The organism is uncultured Clostridium sp. (assembly GCF_963515715.1).
GTDB lineage: Bacteria > Bacillota > Clostridia > Clostridiales > Clostridiaceae > Clostridium_AW.
The window spans coordinates 1-18,060 of record NZ_CAUPZS010000046.1; the positions used below are offsets into that span (position 1 = coordinate 1).

The 18,060-nt window shown below is 30.2% G+C and carries 14 protein-coding genes and 3 tRNA genes; all 17 read left to right on the forward strand.

The annotated features are described in order from the left end of the window. Positions 1 to 112 precede the first annotated feature (112 nt). The 17 genes from RYO54_RS19440 to murD all read left to right on the forward strand — a co-directional run bounded on the left by RYO54_RS19440 (position 113) and on the right by murD (position 17,642). Positions 113 to 188 (forward strand) — tRNA-Met (locus RYO54_RS19440). Positions 189 to 199: 11 nt separating this feature from the next. Next, positions 200 to 276 (forward strand) — tRNA-Met (locus RYO54_RS19445). A 246-nt stretch (positions 277 to 522) separates the two neighbouring features. After that, complete coding sequence (gene spoIIE, locus RYO54_RS19450; protein ID WP_315122348.1) at positions 523 to 2,910, forward strand: stage II sporulation protein E; 2,388 nt, start codon at positions 523 to 525, stop codon at positions 2,908 to 2,910. Between the two features lie 99 nt (positions 2,911 to 3,009). Further along, complete coding sequence (gene tilS / locus RYO54_RS19455; protein ID WP_399549798.1) at positions 3,010 to 4,398, forward strand: tRNA lysidine(34) synthetase TilS; 1,389 nt, start codon at positions 3,010 to 3,012, stop codon at positions 4,396 to 4,398. Beyond that, the gene (gene hpt / locus RYO54_RS19460; RefSeq protein ID WP_315122350.1) at positions 4,395 to 4,940 is read left to right on the forward strand and encodes a hypoxanthine phosphoribosyltransferase; all 546 of its coding nucleotides are present in this window, start codon (positions 4,395 to 4,397) and stop codon (positions 4,938 to 4,940) included. The genes tilS and hpt overlap by 4 nt, the downstream gene beginning before the upstream one ends. Positions 4,941 to 5,019: 79 nt before the next feature. After that, positions 5,020 to 6,828: an ATP-dependent zinc metalloprotease FtsH gene (gene ftsH / locus RYO54_RS19465; RefSeq protein ID WP_315122351.1), complete on the forward strand. Its 1,809-nt coding sequence runs from the start codon at positions 5,020 to 5,022 to the stop codon at positions 6,826 to 6,828. Between the two features lie 28 nt (positions 6,829 to 6,856). Next, positions 6,857 to 7,240 carry a thioesterase family protein gene (locus RYO54_RS19470; RefSeq protein WP_315122361.1) on the forward strand — a complete coding sequence of 128 codons (384 nt, stop codon included), beginning with the start codon at positions 6,857 to 6,859 and terminating at the stop codon, positions 7,238 to 7,240. Positions 7,241 to 7,357: 117 nt separating this feature from the next. After that, positions 7,358 to 7,969 (forward strand): sigma-70 family RNA polymerase sigma factor, encoded by a 612-nt coding sequence (locus RYO54_RS19475; protein ID WP_315122352.1) that lies wholly within the window; start codon positions 7,358 to 7,360, stop codon positions 7,967 to 7,969. Beyond that, positions 7,944 to 8,978, forward strand: a complete 1,035-nt coding sequence (locus tag RYO54_RS19480) for a DUF4179 domain-containing protein (RefSeq protein WP_315122353.1) — start codon at positions 7,944 to 7,946, stop codon at positions 8,976 to 8,978. Before RYO54_RS19475 ends, RYO54_RS19480 begins: the two co-directional genes overlap by 26 nt. A 178-nt stretch (positions 8,979 to 9,156) precedes the next feature. Next, positions 9,157 to 9,936, forward strand: a complete 780-nt coding sequence (locus tag RYO54_RS19485) for a type III pantothenate kinase (protein ID WP_315122354.1) — start codon at positions 9,157 to 9,159, stop codon at positions 9,934 to 9,936. 8 nt (positions 9,937 to 9,944) lie between these two features. Continuing rightward, complete coding sequence (gene dusB, locus RYO54_RS19490; RefSeq protein ID WP_315122355.1) at positions 9,945 to 10,916, forward strand: tRNA dihydrouridine synthase DusB; 972 nt, start codon at positions 9,945 to 9,947, stop codon at positions 10,914 to 10,916. Between the two features lie 58 nt (positions 10,917 to 10,974). Continuing rightward, positions 10,975 to 11,802 (forward strand): hypothetical protein, encoded by an 828-nt coding sequence (locus tag RYO54_RS19495; protein ID WP_315122356.1) that lies wholly within the window; start codon positions 10,975 to 10,977, stop codon positions 11,800 to 11,802. Positions 11,803 to 11,947: 145 nt separating this feature from the next. Further along, on the forward strand, positions 11,948 to 12,430 hold the full coding sequence (gene greA, locus RYO54_RS19500) for a transcription elongation factor GreA (protein WP_315122357.1): 483 nt from the start codon (positions 11,948 to 11,950) through the stop codon (positions 12,428 to 12,430). Between the two features lie 18 nt (positions 12,431 to 12,448). Beyond that, positions 12,449 to 13,960: a lysine--tRNA ligase gene (lysS, locus tag RYO54_RS19505; RefSeq protein WP_315122358.1), complete on the forward strand. Its 1,512-nt coding sequence runs from the start codon at positions 12,449 to 12,451 to the stop codon at positions 13,958 to 13,960. A gap of 189 nt (positions 13,961 to 14,149) precedes the next feature. After that, positions 14,150 to 14,224 (forward strand) — tRNA-Asn (locus RYO54_RS19510). Between the two features lie 276 nt (positions 14,225 to 14,500). Next, positions 14,501 to 15,892, forward strand: coding sequence for a glycine--tRNA ligase (locus tag RYO54_RS19515; RefSeq protein WP_315122359.1), 1,392 nt, complete (start codon positions 14,501 to 14,503; stop codon positions 15,890 to 15,892). Between the two features lie 373 nt (positions 15,893 to 16,265). Further along, the gene (murD, locus tag RYO54_RS19520) at positions 16,266 to 17,642 is read left to right on the forward strand and encodes a UDP-N-acetylmuramoyl-L-alanine--D-glutamate ligase (RefSeq protein WP_315122360.1); all 1,377 of its coding nucleotides are present in this window, start codon (positions 16,266 to 16,268) and stop codon (positions 17,640 to 17,642) included. Positions 17,643 to 18,060: the final 418 nt, after the last annotated feature.

Here is an 18,060-nt window from a genome sequence, read left to right on the forward strand (position 1 = left end):
GTCGGGCTCATAACCCGAAGGTCGTAGGTTCAAGTCCTGCCCCCGCTACCATAATGAAATAAGGCGGAATAGTTAAGCTTTGATTTGAGTATTCAGCACTAAAATATAATATCGCGGAGTGGAGCAGTTGGCAGCTCGTCGGGCTCATAACCCGAAGGTCGTAGGTTCAAGTCCTGCCTCCGCTACCATAATGAAATAAGGCGGAATAGCTCAGCTGGCTAGAGCATTCGGTTCATACCCGGAGTGTCGTAGGTTCAAGTCCTATTTCCGCTACCAAGCAATGATTACCTAGTAAGGTAATCATTTTTGTTTATCTAATAAAAACATTTATTTATATTAAAAAATATAATACCCGTCTTTATTCTCATCAAAACTCCAAATTTTCTCTAAAGTATAATTTTTATGTTAAATAGTATAAATATATGTCCTAAAAAAAATATAAATTATTACCAGTAAATGACATTTATTTCCATACACCTCTGTTATAATTAAATAAAAAAATCTAGAGGTGGTGGGTAAATTATGCAGTATGGAGCGGATATACTTCCATATCAAAGAATTAGAAATTTGCATAAAGAAATACAAAAGAAAAAGATGTTTAACGTGGCGTTACCCATAAAATATATACTTTATTTTATAGGTAGTATACTTATAAGTAGAGTTATTATGATTAACTTGATGGCTCCTTTTGGTATAGCATTTCTTATAGTTAGTATATTAAAAATGGATAAGAGAATTCCTATAGTTACCGGTGTAGGAACGGTTATGGGTTATTTGTCTGTTTTTTATGCGGTGAAAAATGTTTGGATATATATTATACAGGCATTAACATTAAGTTTATTTGGATATATATTTAATGAAATGGATAAAAACAAAAAATTGATTATAAGTTTAGGAATTATATTTTTTCAATTAGCTATTTTTAATAAATTTGTCATTCATGTTACTCTGGGATTGTCAATTTTTAATGCTTTATTTGAATTAGCATGTATCTTCCCAATATATTATATTGTCAATTATTCTACGATATGCATTGAAGAATATAAAAATAAACATCTATACAGTAGTGAAGAAACCATAAGTATGGCTATTACTTTATCTCTATTTATTGCAGGGACTTGGGGTATAAACTTATTTGGGCTTTCTATTAGAAATATAATAGCCCTTACTTTTATAGTGATGATAGGATATGTAAAGGATAGTTCCGCAGGAGGAGCCTGTGGCGTAGCATTGGGAGCTATAATTGGAATATCTACTAATAATATGGTGGCATTCATAGGTACTTATGGAATTTGTGGTTTGATGGCAGGTATATTTAAAGAAACAGGAAAATGGGTCAGTGGAATTGCGTACATTGTAATGTTTTCAATTTTAAAATTATATTCAGATATAGGGGTTCAGTTTCAAATTGGGGAGGCATTAGTAGCGTTAGCAATATTCTATTTAATACCTTTGAAACTGTATAAGAAGATGGAAATTGAATTAGATTGGCAATTAAAGGGGGAGAATTTAAAAGAAAATTATATACATAATGTTAAGGAAATATTCAACGAAGGATTAACGGACTTTTCACAGGTGCTATTAGATATGAGGAAGACCTTAGAAAACTTAGCTGATAATGATAAGTTAAGAATGAAAACTAAGAGTAGTGTATTAATACAAAATTTAGCAGACAGAGTTTGTACTAACTGTGATATGAGAAATATATGTTGGAAGAGAGAAAGTTATTACACATATTCAGCTTTTTCGGAACTCATAGAAGGGTACGAAGAATGTAAAGGATATATACCTAAGGAGTTAGAAAGAAAATGTGTAAAAAGATCTTATTTAATTGAAAATACAAAAGATATTATGAAAAATCATATTATAGATGAAATGTGGAGAAAAAGCTTAAGTGAATGTAGGGAATATTTAGCCACACAAGTTGGGAATATAGCTTATTCTGTAGATGAGATGGCAAGAAACATTGATGTTGATGTACAGTTTGATAAATATACAGAAAAAGACTTAAGAAGGGTACTGAATAAAAACAATATAAAATACAAAAATATATTTTGTTATAATAATAAAAAAGATAAATTAGTAATTAAATTATCCTTAAATGTATGTGGTGGAAAACATAGGTGCATAAAGGAGGTTCTTCCACTTATAAATTCTGTAACGGGTAAGGTTATGTGCGTGAGTAATGAGGGATGCAATATTGATACGTGTACTAAGACCTGTAGCCTCACATTGGAGGAGACGCCTAAGTATCACATATCTTCATATGTAGGAAGAGTGTGTAAAGATGGGGAGAAATTGAATGGAGATAGCTATGCTTATGATAAGATGAGAGATGGTACATATGTAACATTAATAAGCGATGGAATGGGCTCAGGACCAGAAGCTTGCCAAGAAAGTGGTGCCGCTGTGGAACTTATTGAGAAGTTTTTAAAAGCTGGCTTTACTGAAATAAATGCTATTAACACAGTTAATTCCCTTATGACTATAAAATTTTCAGAAGATGAAAAATTTTCAACCGTAGATTTAAATAGTATTGACCTTTATACAGGACAAGCTAATTTCATGAAGGTTGGAGCAGTGCCAAGTTTTATAAAGTCTAAAGACAAGGTAGAAGTTATAAAATCTAAAACATTGCCTATAGGAGTTTTAGATAAGGTAGATGTGGATATAATAAAAAAGCAAGTTAGAAATGGAGACATATTAGTAATGTTAAGTGATGGAATATTAGACTACAATAATGAAGAAGCAGGTAAAGTGGATTGGTTACTAAAATATCTACAAGAAAGTAAATACAATAATCCAGAAGAGCTTTGTCAAGATATCATATGTAGAGTTAAAGAATTAAGTAATGGAAAGGTAAAAGATGATATGACAGTAATTGTGTCAAAGGTGTATTCTCTATATTAACAAGAAACCAGAAATCAACAGTACTTATTGAGGATTTCTGGTTTTTTAACGATTATTTATGTTATAATAAAAATTATAAAATCTAGGGAAGTGATTGACTTGCTACAAAAGGTTATTAAGACTATAGAGGATAACCAAATGATAGAAAAAAGTGATAAAATAGTTGTGGCAGTATCTGGAGGTCCAGATTCCATATGTTTGTTACATATTCTTAACACTTTAAAGGAAAAATACTCAATAGAGTTATATGTAGCTCATATAAACCACTGTTTAAGAGGTGATGAATCTGATAAAGATGAAGAATATGTAAGGGAATTTTGTAAACATTATGATATAGATTTTTACAGCACAAGGATAAACGTTACTTATCTAGCTAAAGAGAAAAAAATGTCTTTTGAAACAGCTGCAAGAGAAGCAAGATATATTTTTTTTGATGAGGTTATGAAAAAAGTCCAAGGAAATAAAATTGCTTTAGCTCATAATGCAAATGATCAATGTGAAACTGTTCTTATGAGAATAATGAGAGGAACAGGAATTGAAGGTCTTGTAGGTATAAAACCCGTAAGAGATAATATGTATATAAGACCATTATTAAATATAACTAGAAAAGAAATTGAGGAATATTGTTCTATAAATAATTTAAAACCTAGATTAGATAAGACTAATTTAGAGACAGTGTATACAAGAAATAAAATAAGATTAGAATTAATACCTTACATAGAAAAGAATTTCAATAGTAATATTATAGACTCAGTTAATAGATTAGTAGAAAATATTACAATAGATATGGATTATATGGATTTTTTAAGTAAGGAGTTTTATAATAAATATACTAGTATAAAGAAGGATAGAATTATTTTATCAAAAGAATTATTCTTTGAACATAAGGCCATAGTATCTAGAGTTATTAGAAGTTCTATAAATTCTTTAAAGGGAAATTTATTTAATTATGAAAAAGTACATATTGATGATATTATAAAGTTACAACAATTTAATACAGGCAAGATTATAATGTTGCCTGGTAACTTTGTAGCTATTAATAATTATGGAGATATACATATTTTAAGTAAATTAGACTTATGTATAGAAAATAATAAGAGTGAATATAAATTACAATTAGGTAAAAATCAAATTTCTGAGGATATATGTGTAAATTTAGAGATAATAAATATGGAAGAAATAAATGAAAAATTAAAAAATAATGATGTAAAATATTTTGATTATGATAAAATAAATGATGATGTTATACTAAGATATAGAAGAGATGGAGATCGTATTGTTTCTCTAGGAATGAAGGGAAGTAAAAAGTTAAAAGATTTATTTATAGATTTAAAAATTCCTAAAGAGAAGAGGGATAGTATACCGTTGATATGTTTTGGTGAAGAAATTGCATGGATTGTAGATTATAGAATCAGTGAAAAATTTAAGATTGAAAAATCTACAAAAAATATATTAAAAATTTTTATTGAAAGAGAGGCTGGAGAATGAATAAAATGAAAGATGACATAAAAGAAATATTACTTGATGAAGAGCAAATAAGAAGTAAAATTAAAGAAATAGGTAAACAAATAAGTAAAGATTATAGTGGTAAAGATTTATTATTAATTGGAGTATTAAAAGGTTCTGTCCCATTTATGGCAGACTTAATAAAAGAAATAGATATTCCTTGTTCCATTGATTTTATGGCTGTATCCAGTTATGGAAATTCCTCAACTACATCAGGAGTAGTAAGAATATTAAAGGATTTAGATTTTGAAATAGAGGGAAAAGATGTATTGATAGTAGAGGATATAATAGATACAGGAACAACATTAAGATATTTAGTGGACTATTTAAAAGGAAGAAAACCAGCTTCAATTGAAGTGGCGTCTCTACTAAATAAGCCTGAGAGAAGAATGGTAGAAATAAATGCAAGATATATGGGATTTGAAGTTCCTGATGAGTTTTTAGTAGGATATGGACTTGACTATGCTGAAAAGTATAGAAACTTACCTTATGTGGGTGTTTTAAAGGAAGAAGTCTATAAATAATTAATATTAACAATATTGTAAACAATTTTTACATATGATACAATTTTACATTATAAATTAGAAAGAGAGGGGGCCAAAAATGAATAAGAGATTTTCAAGTGCAACGGCCTGGGTTGTTATATTTGTGGCGGTTATATTCTCAGCTTTATTTTTAGCGAAAACGAATGAACCTTCAACAACAATACATTTTAATCAATTTCAGAAGCATTGGATAAATAATGAAGTTAAAGATTTTCAAGTTAAGGAAGATAGAGTAACGGTAAGTGGTACTCTTAAAAATGGATCTCAATTTGAAGTGTTTGTTCCTTTTGAGAGATTGAATAATTTTATAAGTATGCATGATAGAAACGGGGATGTAGGAGAATCTTATTTACCTCCGACAAGAGCGCCTATATGGTTGAATTATCTGCCTAGTGCTATATTAATACTGATGTTTGTAATATTTTGGTTTATGTTTATGCAACAATCTCAAGGTGGAGGCGGCAATAGAAATGTAATGAATTTCGGTAAGAGTAGAGCTAAAATGGCTACTCCAGATAAGCGTAAAGTAACCTTTGCTGATGTTGCTGGCGCAGATGAGGAAAAGGAAGAATTGGCTGAAATAGTTGATTTCTTAAAGCAACCTAAAAAATATACAGAAGTAGGGGCAAGAATACCAAAAGGGGTATTACTAGTAGGGCCTCCAGGAACGGGTAAAACATTGCTTGCTAAAGCTATAGCAGGAGAAGCAGGGGTTCCGTTCTTTAGCATATCTGGATCAGATTTTGTAGAAATGTTTGTAGGTGTTGGAGCATCTAGAGTTAGAGATTTATTCGAGCAAGCTAAAAAGAATGCATCGTGTATAATTTTTATAGATGAAATAGATGCAGTAGGTAGACAAAGAGGAGCAGGATTTGGTGGAGGACATGACGAAAGAGAGCAGACATTAAACCAATTACTTGTTGAAATGGATGGTTTTGCTGTAAATGAAGGAATAATAATGATTGCTGCTACCAATAGACCAGATATACTAGACCCTGCATTATTGAGACCAGGAAGATTTGATAGACAGATTATAGTAGGGGCGCCAGACGTTAAGGGAAGAGAAGAAATCTTAAAGGTGCATTCTAAAAATAAACTTTTATCACCGGATATTAAATTAGATGTATTAGCTAAAAGAACGCCGGGATTTACTGGTGCAGATTTAGAAAACTTAATGAATGAAGCAGCTCTTTTAACAGTAAGAAAAAACAAAAAAGAAATTGAAATGGATGAGTTGGAAGAAGCTGTAACAAGGGTAATTGCTGGACCAGAAAAGAAGAGCAGAGTAATTGATGAAGACGACAGAAGACTTACAGCCTACCATGAGGCAGGCCATGCGGTTGTTATGAAGCTATTACCGCATGCTGATCCTGTTCATCAAATAAGTATAATTCCTAGAGGTATGGCTGGGGGATATACTATGCATTTACCTGAAAAGGATAGTTCATATATGTCAAAATTAAAATTAGAAGATCAAATAGTAGGATTACTAGGAGGAAGAGTAGCAGAAAAACTAGTAATCGGGGATATTAGCACAGGTGCTAAAAATGACATTGATAGAGCAACTACTATAGCTAGAAAGATGATTATGGACTATGGAATGAGTGAAGAATTGGGACCAATAGCTTTTGGAAGTGGTCATGAGGAAGTATTCTTAGGAAGAGATTTTAGTAAAGGTAAAAACTTTAGTGAAGAAGTTGCCTCTAAGATAGATAAAGAAATTAGAAAGTTAATTGATACAGCATACAAAAAAGCTGAAAACCTACTTGATAAAAATATTAGTAAACTTCACGCAGTTGCTCAAGCTTTGCTTGAAAAAGAAAAATTAGAAGCAAATGAGTTTGAAGAAGTGTTCAATAATAACTAATATAAATAAGTAGAAGTGAGTGATGAAAGTGGAATTTAACTTAAAAGAGGGAATGAGCTTCACCATGGAAATTAAAGTTGGAGAAAAGGATACAGCTATAGAGCATGGCTCTGGAGATTTAGAGGTTTTTGCTACTCCAGTAATGATTGCTCTTATGGAGAATGCTTCCCGAAGTTGTGTAGGACCTAAGTTAAGCAACGAATTTACTACTGTAGGAATAGATATAAGCGTAAAGCACTTAAAAGCTACACCGATGAATATGAAGATTAAGTGTGAGGCAGTTTTAGAAAAGGTTGATAGAAAAAAACTTTTCTTTAAAGTAAGTGCTTGGGATGAAAAAGGTAAGATTGGTGAAGGCACACATATTAGATATATAGTTAATAGAAAAGATTTTATGGACAGATTAAAATAAGTAAAAAAGATATAGGATTTTCCTATATCTTTTTTTATTTCTGTAAGAAACACCTGTGGTAAACCGTAGTAATTATATGAAGAGCTCTTAAGACTATATGAAAGGATGTAAAATATATTGAAAACTACAGAGAGAAACCTTATACAAAAAATTAAAAGAAAAAATCCACAGGCCATGGATTTTTTTGTAGATGAATATGGAAGACTCCTTTATAAAGTTATATATAAAGTATTATCAGTATTTAATGATAAGGGAATCATTGATGAATGTATGAATGATGTGTTGCTAAATATATGGGAAAATATTGATAAATACCATGGGAAAGATAATATTGAATTAGAAGGAGAAGAGACCAGGTTCAAAAATTGGATTTGCGTTATAGCTAGATATAAATCCATAGATTATTATAAAAGGCTAATTAACCAAAAAGAAATGATACACATTGATCAATACAGTATAATTTCTGATTTTTCAATAGAAGAAGACATGATATTAAAAGAAGAAAAAGAGGAGCTATATAATTATATAGATAATATGAATGATACAGATAAAAAGATATTTATAATGAGATATTATTTAGAACAGCCTATTGAGGATATAGCTACTGCATTAAAATTGTCAAAGAGTTCGGTATATACGAGATTATCAAGAGGTAGAAAGCAGTTAAAAGATAAATATAAAAATTCCAAGGAGGTATATATGGATGAGGGATATATTCGGGCATTTTAATGAAATTAGTTTAGATGTAGATTCAATAGAAAAAGAAGTAATGGATATTGATGATATAACTATGAAGAGAGTAAAAAATAGATTTAAAAGTTCAATGAATAAAACTTACCATGTAAAAAAGAAAAGAAAAGACAGAACTTTGGTAGCTTCGTTGGTTTTAGTATTAGGAGTTTCTGCTATAACATTAAATAATAGTGTTTTTGCTGATAAGCTTCCTAATATTAATATAAGTACTTTTTTCTCTAGCTTCAAAAAAGACAATTATAATGGAAAATTTCAGGACTATGCAGAAGTCATAGGAGAAACTAAAAGTGATAAAGGTTATGAAGTAACCTTAGATGAAATTGTTATGGATAATTATAGTTTAATGATAATTTATACTATAAAAACTGAAGGGAAAGTGGAAGAGTTGATGAGTAAGAAGAGAAGTCCATTTCCCTATACTCCAGATAAAAGCATTAAAATAAACAACAAAGAATTTAGGGGAGCGGCTGGAGGAAACTATAGAATAATTGATGATAAAACAGTGCAAGTTATGATGGATTATGATGTAGAGAAGAATGATATACCAAATAATTTTTCTATGGATATAAGTTTTAATAAAATAAACAACACAAGTGGAGATTGGAGATTCAACTTTAATGCATCGAAAAATAAAATAGAAGACACTATAAAAACATACAACATAAATAAAAAATATACCTTTAAAGATGATACTGGCGAAGAAATAGAATTTATAGTAGATAAAATAAGCTTCTCATCTATATCTACGGTTATAACTTTTAAAGCTGATAAGGAGTTTGAATACTATTATATAAGCTTTGTTGGTGAAGAAAAATTAAAAGAAAGGGGAAGCTCTTTAAGTTGTAAGGCATTAAGATTAGGTCATAAATATGAGGCTATGTATAAACTTGACTACATTGAAAAGATACCCGAAAAGATAACTATAGAATATAATAAAAAAGATGAGTATAAAGTTAAAGTAGGAGAAATTTACTTAAAGGAATAAAAATACAATTGAATTTATTGTTAAATAAAAGAGTATCTGTTGATTTTTAATTTACAGATACTCTTTTTTAACTTATAATTGTGTGTATGTAAATATCTATGTATAATTACTGTTTTTTTCTATATAATACAGAAGGACAGTGTATATTATCAAATTAATAAGGAAAGTGGTGTTAGCTTTGATTTTAGTTTTAGATGCTGGCAATACTAATATCGTTTTAGGTTTATATAAGGATGAAGAGCTAATTGCTGATTGGAGATTATCCACAGACCCTATAAGAACAGCAGATGAATATGGTATTCAAGTGATACAATTATTTGTACAAAATAATATTAATCTTTCTGAAATTGAGGGAGTTATAATATCATCAGTAGTACCTAATATCATGTATTCAATAGAACACATGATTTCAAAATATTTTGAAGTAAAACCTATAGTAGTTGGGCCAGGAGTAAGAACAGGAATTAATATAAAATATGATAATCCGAAGGAAGTTGGCGCAGACAGAATTGTAAATGCTGTAGCCGCTCATGAATTATATAATAAACCTTTAATAATAATAGATTTTGGCACTGCAACTACATTTTGTTCAGTAACTAAAGAAGGAGATTATTTAGGCGGAGCTATTTGTCCAGGTGTAAAAATATCTTCAGAAGCATTATTTCAAAAGGCAGCAAAGCTTCCGAGGATAGAATTAGTTAAACCACCATCAGTAATTTGCAAAAATACTGTTGCAAGTATGCAAGCTGGAATGGTTTATGGATATTGTGGATTAGTAGAATTTATTATAAACAAAATGAAGGCAGAAATGATTGCCTTAGGCGAAGAAGAACCAATAGTAGTTGCTACCGGAGGACTAGCAAAACTTATAAATGAGGAAGCTAAAAGTATAGATGTAGTAGATCCTTACTTAACATTGAAAGGATTAAGAATAATCTACGAAAAAAACAAGGAGTAAAACTTTTAATGAAAATAGCAAATTTGGAATTTGAAAACAATGTATTTTTAGCGCCATTAGCAGGTGTTACAGATGTAGCTTTTAGAGGCTTATGCAAAAACATGGACTGTGGGCTCGTATACACTGAAATGATAAGCGCTAAAGCATTATATTATGGTAACGAAAATACTATAGGTATGCTAGAGTTTTCTGAAGAAGAAATTCCAGCTGCGGTCCAAATATTTGGTCATGAACCTGATATTATGGCTAGAGCCTGTGATTGTTTTAACGAAAATAATAATATATGCTTAATTGATATAAACATGGGGTGCCCTGCGCCTAAAATAGTGAAGAACAATGAAGGTTCTGCTCTTATGAGGGATCCTAAATTAGCATCACAAATAGTAAGAGCTGTAAAGAAGGCTACTAACAAACCTGTAACGGTAAAGTTTAGAAAAGGCTATGATGAACTTAGTATTAATGCAGTGGAATTTGCAAAAATCATGGAAGATTCAGGGGCAGATTGTATTACAGTTCATGGAAGAACAAGACAGCAAATGTATGAAGGCAAGGCGGATTGGGAAATAATAAAGAAAGTTAAAGAAAATGTATCTATACCTGTAATAGGCAATGGAGATGTATTTACCCCGGAAGATGCCTTGAAAATTAAAGAGTTTACAAACTGTGATGGTATTATGATTGGTAGAGGAGCTTTAGGGAATCCTTGGATATTTAAGCAGATACAGCAAAAATTAGAAGGTGACCCTATATATTACCCAGGACACGAAGAAGTAATCGATATGTGCATAGAACATATAAAAAGAGCTGTATATTATCATGGAGAAAATAAGGCCGTTAGAGAAATGAGAAAGCATATTGCATGGTATATAAAAGGATTAAAGGATTGCACAAAAATAAAGAATATAGTAAATTCAGAGGATAAGGCTTATAACTTAATATCAATATTAGAAAATTATAAGGAACATATTATAGAAAATTGAATTATGTAATATTAAAATTCATATAAATAAACTATATCAATATAGAGGGTATAGTATTATGAAACCTGTTTTGTTAATTGAACAGCCACAAAAATATAAAATTTATGAAAGACATGATATTATAAGCAGAATAAAAGATAGGTTTAATATTAAATTAATCGAAGATAATTACCTAAAAGACTTAAATTTAAATATTAAGAGAATAAGTTTTCCGATGAACGTAAATATTGATGCGTATATGAGGAATATGGAGATAGCTAAGAGTTATTTAAAGAAAGAATATGGTATTGTTGCACCAAAGGTTTGGAGAAAGATGGATTATAATGTTTATAATAAGTTTCAAAAAGAACTTTTAGCATATAGTATAGTTTCTAGTATGCAACTAATACTTAGATTGAAAAACAAAAGTATTAGAAATAGCTGCATAGTAATATATGATCCAACGGATTATCATATTTATGAGAGTGTTTTATGTCTCTCTAAATTTGCTAAATATATTGTGTTTTTAACTGATAATACTGATAAGGCGAAGGTTTTTGCTGATTATGTTATGGCAAATTACGGTATATCGCCAATAATAACTAGAGATAAAAACCACGCCTTTAAAAACGGAGACTTTATACTGACCTCAAGAGATGGGGACTTAATCACAGATAAACCAATTTGGACTCTAGACAACTTATTTAGTACTTTTAATAGTAATAATCAATATATAAACGATGTTACCTATAAAGTACCCTGGCTTGATAAAGATGATATTCCTATAGAACTCTTAGGAGCAATTTTATGTCAGATGGAAGAAAAAGATATAGAGAGGTCCTTAAAGTACAATGGAGTATTTTTGAACAACATAATGTTTAATGGAGAAGTTTTGATATTTGAATGAGCTCACAAGTTGACATTGAATATTATGCTGATTTATAATAACTTAAATGATTGTTAAGCAGTTGTCTTATGTTCATGCATAAATAAAATAAAAAGATAATAATATATAAAAGTGTTACACTAAAACATTTAAAGGGGAGAAAGAAATGAGTGATATAAAAAAATATATTATGACATATGAGGGTGTTAAAAAGTTAGAAGATGAATTAGAATATCTTAAAACAGTTAAAAGAAAGGAAATAACAGAGAAGATTAAAGTTGCGCTTTCTTTTGGAGATTTGAGCGAGAATTCCGAGTATGATGAGGCGAAAAATGAACAAGCTTTTGTGGAAGGAAGAATAATGCAACTAGAAAATATGCTTAAAAATGCTTCCATAGTAGATGAGAGCGAGATACCTGCAGATACTGTTAGTGTAGGAACAATCGTAAAAGTAAAAGATTATGAATTTGATGAAGATGTAGAATTCTTTATGGTAGGATCAGCAGAAGCAGATCCCATGGAGAATAAAATATCAAATGAATCACCTGTTGGCAAAGCTTTAATAGGTAAAAGAGTAGGAGAAACAGTAGAGGTTTCAATACCTGATGGAGTAAGTAAGTATAAAATACTATCAGTGAGAAAAGATTGATATTGGAGGAAAGATACTATGTCAAATGAAGAAAAGAATTTAAATTTAGAAGAACAAGAGTTTAATCAGTTGATAAAGGAAAGAAGACAGAAGTTCTTCGACCTTCAAGCAGCTGAAAAGGATCCTTTTGATGTTTATAAGGTTAATAGAACTCATACTTCAGAACAGATTAAGGAAAATTATGACGAGCTAGAAGGAAAAGAAGTTACTGTAGCTGGTAGACTTATGTCAAAGAGAGTTCATGGTAAGGCTGGATTCTCAGATATATATGATAGATATGGAAAAATTCAGCTGTATATAAAAATTAATGATGTAGGAGAAGAAAAATTAAAAGAATATAAATCCTTTGATATAGGGGATTTATTATCAATAACAGGTACTGTTTTTAAAACAAAAACAGGAGAGGTTTCTATACATATTACTGATTTTGAACTTAATGCTAAATCACTTAAACCACTTCCAGAAAAGTGGCATGGGCTAAAAGATCCAGACTTAAGATATAGACAAAGATATGTAGATCTTATAGTTAATCAAGATGTTAGAGAAACATTTTTTAAGAGGACAAAAGCAATAAGAGCTATAAGAGAATTTTTAGATGCTAGAGATTATTTAGAAGTAGAAACACCAGTTCTTTCACCAATTGCAGGTGGAGCTGCTGCAAGACCATTTATAACTCATCATAACGCTTTAGATATAGATATGTATTTGAGAATCGCCACAGAACTTTATTTAAAAAGACTTATAGTTGGTGGTTTTGAAAAGGTATATGAAATAGGAAAGAACTTTAGAAATGAAGGAACAAGTATAAGACATAATCCTGAGTTTACTATGATAGAATTATATGAAGCATATGCTGATTATAATGATATGATGGAAATTACAGAAAATATGGTAGCTTACGTAGCAGAAAAAGTTTGTGGAACTACTAAGATAACTTATCAAGGAACAGAAATTGATTTAACTCCACCTTGGAGAAGAATAACTATGGTGGATGCTGTAAAAGAATATTCAGGAATAGACTTTAATGAAATTAAGACACATGAAGAGGCCAGAGAAGTTATTAAAGAGAAAAAGGTTGAGTTGAAAAAGGAATTAAAGGATTGCACTAAAGGGGATATATTAAATGCTTTATTTGAAGAGTATGCAGAAAAGCATATGATTCAACCAACATTTATAATGGATTATCCTGTGGAAATATCTCCATTGACTAAAAAGAAGAGAGGTAATCCGGAGTATACTGAAAGATTTGAAGGATTCATATATGGAAGAGAAGTATGTAATGCATATTCAGAGTTAAATGATCCTATAGTTCAAAAGGAAAGATTCCTACAACAATTACAAGAGAAAGAATTAGGTGATGATGAAGCATACATGATGGATGAGGACTTCATTAATTCACTTGAAATAGGAATGCCACCAACTGGAGGATTAGGAATAGGGGTAGATAGAATTGTAATGTTCTTAACAGATGCTTATTCTATAAGAGACGTTATATTATTCCCAACTATGAAGCCAACTAGCCACCAATAATATTAAAAAAAGAGGTACTATGTAAAACCATTAGTACCTCTTAGTATATTTAATGTAATTGGTTCATTTCTTAATCAATATTAATAGATATCATTGTAAATGCATAACTTTGTATAGAATAAAAAAATATATAAAGAACCCCCTTGCATTTATAAACAAATATGATATAATAGTCTTTGTAATAAACGTTCCGCGATAGCTCAACGGTGGAGCACTCGGCTGTTAACCGATAGGTTGAAGGTTCGAATCCTTTTCGCGGAGCCATTTTTATTTTTTGACTATTGACAATGATTTAAGTTCTGATAAAATATATTTTAAATGAATACTACATGATGAAAAAGAAAAGTAATGATAATAACTTTTTAAGAGAGGCTATGGGTGGTGGAAATAGCTAAAGTTTTATTATAAAGGGAGCTTTTGAGTGTACATAGTGAAAGCAGGGCTGTTGCCAAAGAGGGTGGAACCGCGGAAGAGTTTCTTTCGTCCCTTGTGGTAACTGCTTTTTTTATACAAAAAAATAAAGATTAGGGAGGAAATATTATGGCATTTGAAAAAACCATGGATAAAGTAGTTGCTTTAGCTAAGAATAGAGGTTTTGTTTTCCCGGGGTCAGAAATATATGGTGGATTGGCAAATTCTTGGGATTACGGTCCTTTGGGTGTAGAATTCAAAAATAATGTTAAAAAAGCTTGGTGGAGAAAGTTTGTTCAGGAAAGCCCATATAATGTAGGCGTGGATTGTGCAATACTTATGAATAGAGAAGTATGGGTTGCTTCAGGTCACGTAGGAGGATTTTCAGATCCTTTAATGGACTGTAAAGAATGTAAGGCTAGATTTAGAGCGGATAAGCTTGTTGAAGATCATATGTCAGCTGCAGGAGCAGAGGTTGCATCAGCAGATGGATGGACTAATGAACAATTAAAAGAGTATATAGATGTAAACAATATAGTTTGTCCTAAATGTGGTAAAAAGAATTACACAGATATAAGAAAATTTAATCTTATGTTTAAAACATTCCAAGGAGTAACAGAAGATGCTAAATCAGAAATATATTTAAGACCTGAAACAGCACAGGGTATCTTTGTTAACTTTAAAAATGTTCAAAGAACTACTAGAAAAAAATTACCTTTTGGTATAGCTCAAATAGGAAAGTCTTTTAGAAATGAAATAACTCCAGGGAACTTTACATTTAGAACAAGAGAATTTGAGCAAATGGAACTAGAATTCTTCTGTCAACCAGATACTGACTTAGAGTGGTTTAAATATTGGAAGGATTATTGTTGGAACTTCTTATTAAATCTTGGAATGAAAGAGAGTAATTTAAGATTTAGAGATCACTCAGCAGAAGAGTTATCTTTCTATAGTAAAGCTACAGCTGATATAGAATACTTATTCCCATTTGGATGGGGAGAATTATGGGGGGTAGCAGATAGAACTGACTACGACCTAAAACAACATATGAATCATTCAGGTGAAGATTTGACTTATTTAGATCCTACAACTAATGAAAGATATGTACCTTACTGTGTAGAACCTTCACTAGGAGCTGATAGAGTAACTTTAGCATTCTTAGCAGATGCTTATGATGAAGAAGAATTAGAAGATGGAGATGTTAGAACTGTATTGCGTTTCCATCCAGCATTAGCACCTTTTAAAGCGGCTGTACTACCTTTAACTAAGAAGTTATCAGAAAAATCAACAGAAGTTTATAGTATGTTATCAAAACACTTCAATGTAGATTATGATGAAGCTGGAAGTATAGGTAAAAGATACAGAAGAGAAGATGAAATAGGTACCCCATATTGTATCACAATAGATTTTGATACGTTGGAAGATAATACTGTAACTGTAAGAGATAGAGATACAATGAAACAGATTAGATTAAACATAGATGAATTAGTGAAATTTATAGAATGTAAATTAGAATTTTAAGATAAAGAGATAGCAGTATAAAAATACTGCTATCTCTTTTAAATTTCAATAAAAGTATAAAAAAAGTGCCGGTACTACGTATCTATACCGGCAAAAATAGGGTTTAATCATGGGGATATGTTATATGTTCAATTAAAACTTGGGGAATTATATTAATGTTTCCTTACGGCACGTTGTTAGTATAACATAAAGATATATAATATTGCAATATGCGATATTAAAGTTTTTATATTAAATAAATTCGCACAATTTCGACACGATTATACAATGATATTGTTTGTTAACATATGTTTAAAAATTAAAATATATAATTATATGAAATATATAAAGGTGATATAATTAAATTATAAGACACTATATAATGGAGGTAAAAATGAAAAAGAGTTTTAGTGAATTTAAAGAGTATATAAAAAATAAAAAAACTGCTGTTCTAGGCATGGGTGTAAGTAACAGACCTTTGATAGATTTATTAATAAAATTAGAAGCAAATGTTACTGCTTTTGATAAAAAAACTGCTGAGCAATTAGGAAGCGTGACAAGTGAGCTAGAAAAGAAGGGTGTAAGTTTAGTTTTAGGAGAAGATTATTTAGAAAAATTAGATGGTTATGATGTAATATTTAAGACGCCATCTGTAAGAAATGATATACCAGCTCTATTAAGAGCTAAAGAAAAGGGAGCTTATATAACATCAGAGATGGAAGAGTTCATAAGATATTGTCCTGCTAAGATTTATGGAATAACAGGAAGTGACGGAAAAACCACTACAACAACTTTAGTTTATAACATGTTAAAAGAAGAAGGATATAATACATGGGTAGGTGGAAACATAGGAACCCCTCTATTTTCTAGAATAGAAGAAATAAGTAAAGATGATAAGGTTGTATTGGAACTATCCAGTTTTCAACTGATGACCATAGATTGCCCTGTAGACATATCATTAATTACAAATATAAGTCCTAATCATTTAGACGTACATAAAGATATGGAAGAGTATATTGATGCTAAAAAGAATATTTTTAGATATGGAAAAGAGAATAATATATTAGTTTTAAATAGAGATAATGAGATAACAAATAAAATGAAAGAAGAAGTAATAGGGAAAACTATTCAATTTAGCTTAAAAGAAGAAGTTTTAAATGGAGCTTATTATAATAATAACAACTTATATATAATGGGCAATAAAGTATGTAATGTTGAAGAGATAAAATTAAAAGGAATGCACAATGTTGAAAATCTCTTGGCGGCTTTCTGCTGTGTATATAAAGAAGTTTCAATAGAGAATATGAGGAAGGTTGCAGTTAACTTCGCTGGAGTATCTCATAGAATGGAGTTTGTTAGAGAAGTAAAAGAAGTAAATTTTTATAATGATTCCATAGCTTCAAGTCCGACAAGAACATTAGCTGGCCTTAAAGCTTTTAATAAGCCTGTTATTTTAATTGCAGGAGGATATGATAAAAACATATCTTTTGATACCTTGGCTAAAGAAGGATATGGGCTTGTAAAAGCATTAATATTATTAGGAGACACTAAAGATAAAATAAAGCATGTTTTTGAAGAAGAAATGAAAAAGAATAATATTAATATATCTATATATATAGTAGATTCTTTAGAAGAAGCGGTAAATACTTCTTTAGACATAGCTATAACAGGAGATATTGTCACTTTATCTCCTGCTTGTGCAAGTTTTGATATGTTTGCCAATTTTGAAGAGAGAGGAAATAGGTTTAAAGAAATAGTAAATAATATCTAATATATAATAGTTAAAAAATTATATAGAAATAAAGAAAGGGATTTTATTAAAGATGAGATCCCTTTTATCATTGTTTTATAGTTATCATTTTAAAAAATTCATTAATAAAATGCTATGCATGCTCTCAACTGTATCTGGTGTATCTATATATGTAACTATATGAAATTTAAAGAAAACAGAAGAAATTAAAATATAATATTAATTATTGGCAGTTTATTTATGATATAACTATGGTTCGCGTGTTATAATCATTTTTGTCGTTTTCCCGCAGGGCAAGAAGGTTAGAAATGAAATATTTAAATATTAAAAATCTTCTTGACAAGCAAAAGAGTTAATGATAACATGAAATAGTCCTCGATTGGACAACGGTCTTTGAAAATTAAACAGAGGAATGAAACCAGTCGATTCTAAAGAGAAT

What these genes read in the sequence shown, in the direction of transcription:
- spoIIE (WP_315122348.1), top strand. Translation starts at nt 523, where the DNA reads ATGCAGTATGGAGCGGATATACTTCCATATCAAAGAATTAGAAATTTG.
- hpt (WP_315122350.1), top strand. Translation starts at nt 4,395, where the DNA reads ATGAATAAAATGAAAGATGACATAAAAGAAATATTACTTGATGAAGAG.
- ftsH (WP_315122351.1), top strand. Translation starts at nt 5,020, where the DNA reads ATGAATAAGAGATTTTCAAGTGCAACGGCCTGGGTTGTTATATTTGTG.
- RYO54_RS19480 (WP_315122353.1), top strand. Translation starts at nt 7,944, where the DNA reads ATGAGGGATATATTCGGGCATTTTAATGAAATTAGTTTAGATGTAGAT.
- dusB (WP_315122355.1), top strand. Translation starts at nt 9,945, where the DNA reads ATGAAAATAGCAAATTTGGAATTTGAAAACAATGTATTTTTAGCGCCA.
- RYO54_RS19495 (WP_315122356.1), top strand. Translation starts at nt 10,975, where the DNA reads ATGAAACCTGTTTTGTTAATTGAACAGCCACAAAAATATAAAATTTAT.
- greA (WP_315122357.1), top strand. Translation starts at nt 11,948, where the DNA reads ATGAGTGATATAAAAAAATATATTATGACATATGAGGGTGTTAAAAAG.
- lysS (WP_315122358.1), top strand. Translation starts at nt 12,449, where the DNA reads ATGTCAAATGAAGAAAAGAATTTAAATTTAGAAGAACAAGAGTTTAAT.
- RYO54_RS19515 (WP_315122359.1), top strand. Translation starts at nt 14,501, where the DNA reads ATGGCATTTGAAAAAACCATGGATAAAGTAGTTGCTTTAGCTAAGAAT.
- murD (WP_315122360.1), top strand. Translation starts at nt 16,266, where the DNA reads ATGAAAAAGAGTTTTAGTGAATTTAAAGAGTATATAAAAAATAAAAAA.